The 4,376-nt window shown below is 65.6% G+C and carries 4 protein-coding genes; 3 read left to right on the plus strand and 1 reads right to left on the minus strand.

The window, feature by feature from the left end:
- The first annotated feature begins 415 nt into the window (after positions 1-415).
- The 3 genes from MKK68_RS24185 (at position 416) to MKK68_RS24200 (ending at position 4,189) form a co-directional block, all read left to right on the plus strand.
- Positions 416-1,594: a zinc-dependent alcohol dehydrogenase gene (locus tag MKK68_RS24185; RefSeq protein WP_244033144.1), complete on the plus strand. Its 1,179-nt coding sequence runs from the start codon at positions 416-418 to the stop codon at positions 1,592-1,594.
- Positions 1,595-1,692: 98 nt separating this feature from the next.
- Entirely contained in the window at positions 1,693-2,775 is a 1,083-nt protein-coding gene (locus tag MKK68_RS29805; RefSeq protein WP_313899246.1) for an HAD-IA family hydrolase, read from the plus strand.
- 85 nt (positions 2,776-2,860) lie between these two features.
- Positions 2,861-4,189, plus strand: coding sequence for an IS701 family transposase (locus tag MKK68_RS24200; protein WP_409567315.1), 1,329 nt, complete (start codon positions 2,861-2,863; stop codon positions 4,187-4,189).
- Positions 4,190-4,220: 31 nt separating this feature from the next.
- Here the strand turns inward: MKK68_RS24200 and MKK68_RS24205 are convergent.
- On the minus strand, positions 4,221-4,376 hold a 156-nt coding region (locus MKK68_RS24205; RefSeq protein ID WP_244033146.1), incomplete at its 5' end, for a transposase.

Here is a 4,376-nt window from a genome sequence, read left to right on the forward strand (position 1 = left end):
CATCATGATGTCTCTCCGGAGGATGGCAGCACCTCCGGACCCGCACGACGAGCGGACGATCGGGATGCCGTCCCTCACGCGGCGATGCGAGGGTAGCATCTATCCAACACGAGCCAGCGACGAATGTTGCACTGCAACACAAAACGCCGGGCAGACCCGTGTCGACCGCCATCGCTGCAACTTGCCGGTCCGGTCACCCGGTAATGGTCCGGCCGGGCGCGGTCGGCACCGTTTCCTGGGGTGATAAGGCTGCCAGCGTCCCGAAAGGCGGTCGGGCGATCCCATTCGCTAAAATTCTTATTGTCGCTCGTGGGATCAAGAGAGTCGGGGATTAGTTGTCATCATGCTTAGCGCTCGGCGGCGAGCGGTTTTTTCCGCGGTTTAGCGCGTGATATTTTCCAGCAGGATCATCGAAATGAAGGCACTTACTTGGCAGGGCCGAGGCAAGATCTCGTGCGAGACTGTGCCGGACCCGAAGATCGAGCATGGTCGTGACGTCATCATCAAGGTGACCGCCTGCGCGATCTGCGGCTCGGACCTTCACCTCATGGGCGGCTTCATGCCCACAATGGAGTGCGGCGACGTCCTCGGGCACGAGACCATGGGTGAAGTCATCGAGGTTGGTCGGGACAACGCCAAGCTGAAGGTCGGCGACCGTATCGTGGTGCCCTTCACGATCTGCTGCGGCGAGTGTCGCCAGTGCAAGTGGGGCAACTGGAGCTGCTGCGAGCGCACCAATCCAAATGGAGCGATGCAGGCCAAGGTGTTTGGCTATCCGCTCGCCGGACTGTTCGGCTTCTCGCACCTTACCGGTGGCATCCCCGGCGGCCAGGCTGAGTACCTGCGGGTGCCCTACGCCGACGTCGGCCCCATCGTCGTACCCGAGGGCCTGACCGACGAGCAGGTGCTGTTCCTCAGCGACATCTTCCCGACCGCCTACCAGGCCGCCGAGCATTGCGACATCGGTCCGGAGGACACGGTAGCGATCTGGGGCTGCGGCCCAGTCGGCGTGCTCGCGGTGAAGTGCTGCCTGATGCTGGGTGCCAAGCGCGTCATCTCTATCGACAGCGTCCCGGAGCGCCTCGCCCTGGCGCGGGAAGCCGGTGCCGAGACCATCGATCTATCCACCGAGAACATCCAGGACACGCTCATGGAGATGACCCACGGCCTCGGACCAGACTCGGTCATTGAGGCAGTCGGCATGGAGTCCCACGGGGCGGACACCACGCTGCAGAAGGTGTCGTCCGCCATTATGGAGCACACCGTCAGCCTGGAGCGTCCGTTCGCGCTCAACCAGGCGATCCTGGCCTGCCGCCCCGGTGGCAACGTCTCGATGCCCGGCGTCTTCGCGGGCCCGGTCGGTCCCGTCGCCTTGGGCGTCCTGATGAACAAGGGCCTGACCCTGAAGACCGGCCAGACCCACATGGTCCGCTACATGAAGCCGCTGATGGAGCGCATCCAAAACGGCGACATCGACCCGTCCTTCATCATCAGCCATCGCTCCACGAACCTGGAGGACGGCCCGGCGCTGTACGACATGTTCCGGGACAAGAAGGATGCCTGCACCAAGGTGGTGTTCACGCCTCACGGCTGAAGGACGACCACGGAGCTGAAGAACGGTCATCTCCAAGGACGGGGCACGGCCGGCTCCTGATGGGTCGCCGCCGCCAACAACAGACAAGAAAGCGTCTCATGCCCACCGCGGTGATTTTCGACGTCGATGGTACCCTCATTGATTCGGTCCCCCAGCACGCCCGTGCCTGGCAGGATGCCTTCCGGGACTTCGGTTACGACATCCCTTTCGAAGAACTCAGGAGGCAGATCGGCAAGGGCGGGGACCTTTTGATGCCGGTGTTCCTGTCGGAGGCGGAGATCGCCGAGAAGGGCGATGCCCTGGAGGAGCACCGCTCGGGGATCCTGAAGGAGCTCTACCTCCCGACCATCAAGGGCTTGCCGCAGGTTCGGGCGCTCGTCGAGCGCCTGCTGGCCGATGGCAAGCAACTCGCACTCGCCTCCTCCGCCAAGGGCGACGAGCTCAAGACTTACAAGAAGATCGCCGAGATCGACGATCTCATCAGCATCGAGACGTCGTCTGATGACGCGGAGGAGAGCAAGCCGAACCCGGACATCTTCCAGGCGGCCCTGGAGCGCCTAAACGGCGTCGCGGCACAGGATGCCGTCGTCGTCGGTGATACGCCCTACGATGCCGAAGCTGCTACCAAGGCCGGCATTCGGACGATTGGGCTGCTTACGGGGGGATGGACGGTCGAAGAACTCATGCAGGCCGGCTGCATCGCCACCTATCGGGATCCGGCTGAACTGCTCGCCCGATACGAGACCTCGCCACTCGCCGGGTCGCAGGCCCGATCGTACAAGGACGGAGCACCTCCCGTGGCAGCCACGAGCTCAAGCCCGTCCGAGGGTCCACACCTGCGCACCATCGCCATGCCGCGCGACACGAACGCTGCTGGCGCCATCTTCGGAGGCTGGACGGTTTCGCAGATGGATCTGGCCGGCGGAACCTTTGCTGCCCAGCGAACTAAGGGCCGCGTGGCGACGGTCAGCATCGACGCAATGCGTTTTCTCAGGCCGATCTCGGTCGGCGATGAGGTGAGTTGCTACTGCACCCTACAGGAAGACGGTGAGACATCGTTGGGCGTTCGGATCGAGGTCTGGATCCGGGATAGGACCGGAGGTGATCCGCAGAAGGTCACTGAAGGGGTGTTCACCTATGTCGCCTTGGATGAGGAGGGGAACCCGCGGCATCGGGCCTGACTCCGGTCTAACAGGAACTAGCACTACCTGGGCACTTTACGGGGTCGTGCTGCGTTGTCTGCCCGAGGATGGCTCGGGGGCGGCGATGGATCGGGATCGCGATGGGACGGACGGGCTCGATACGTGGCTGGCGCCGTTTCTGGCGGTGATGGGCCGCAAGACCCGACGAACCTGGGCGCTGCTCTATCTCCGGGGCCTGCTCGGCCCGGGGGATCGCAAGAGCCTTCAGCCGATGGCGGCACGGCTCGGGCTGTCGGGCCACGATCAGTTGCAGCACTTCATCGCCAGCCCAGCCTGGGACGATCGCCCGCTCTGGACGGAGTTGGCACGTCAGGCGGATCGGCTGGTCGGCGGATCCGATGCCTGCCTGGTGATCGACGACACCGCCCTGCCGAAGAAGGGTACGCGCTCGGTCGGGGTGGCACGCCAGTACTGCGGTGCGCTGGGCAAGCAGGCCAACTGCCAGTCTCTGGTCTCCCTCACCCTGGCGCAGGGCGAGGTGCCCGTGCCGGTGGGCTTGCGCCTGTTCCTGCCCGAGGCCTGGACGAGCGATCCGCAACGATGCGTGCAGGCCGGCGTGCCCGTGGCCACGACCGCGCCGTGGAGCAAGAGTGAGATCGCGCTGTCGGAACTCGATCGCCTGCAGGCCGCCGGTCTACGCTTCGGCACGGTGCTGGCGGATGCGGGCTACGGCGTCAGCGCCGCCTTCCGTCATGGCCTGGATGCGCGGGGTCTGCGCTGGGCGGTGGGGATCGTCAGGAACCAGAAGGTCTACGCAGCCGACGTGCGGCTCATGCCGCCGACGGGGCGCGCCCGCAAGCTCGTGCCGGACCGGGAGCCGCGGGACGCCGAGGCGGTGCTGGCCGAGTTGCCCTGGCGGCGCGTCGCGTGGCGCCAGGGCACGAAAGGCAAGCTCTCGGCCCGGTTCGCCGCCATCCGGGTGCGGGCCGGCGACGGTCCGGTCTGGGGCAACAACCGGCACCTGCCGGGCGCGGAGGTCTGGCTCGTGGGCGAGTGGCGCTCGTCGGGCGAGCGCAAATACTACCTGTCCAACCTCCCGCCCGACACGTCGCGCCGCGCCCTGACCGGTACGATCAAGGCGCGCTGGGTCTGCGAGCAAGCCCATCAACAGCTCAAGGAGGAACTCGGGCTCGATCACTTCGAGGGACGGTCCTGGACCGGCGTGCATCGACACGCGCTGATGACGTGCATCGCCTATACCTACCTGCAGCATCTCCGCCTCGCCGAGCACCACCGGACGGGGCGGGGGAAAAATGAAGACCCGCCTTCCGGGGCCGCCACCGTCACCCAGCCTGCCCGCCGTGCGGCAGGCCATTATCGGACGGCTGTTCGCCAGCCTCGTCCCGCCCGTCCTGTGCCCACACTGCCGAAGACGCTTCACGCTGCCCTCTGATGTCAAAGTGCCCAGGTAGTGCTAGGGCGTGTCATCGCTTGAGCCAATCGAGGGCGGCTGCGAGGGAGAGGACGCCCATGAAGCTGACGGCAGTCTTCTCGTAGCGGGTGGCGATGGCGCGCCACTCTTTGAGCCTGGCCCAGAGGCGCTCGACCTGGTTACGGTTGTTGTAGATCCAATCAGGGCA

Source organism: Methylobacterium sp. E-016, assembly GCF_022829745.1.
Lineage (GTDB): Bacteria > Pseudomonadota > Alphaproteobacteria > Rhizobiales > Beijerinckiaceae > Methylobacterium.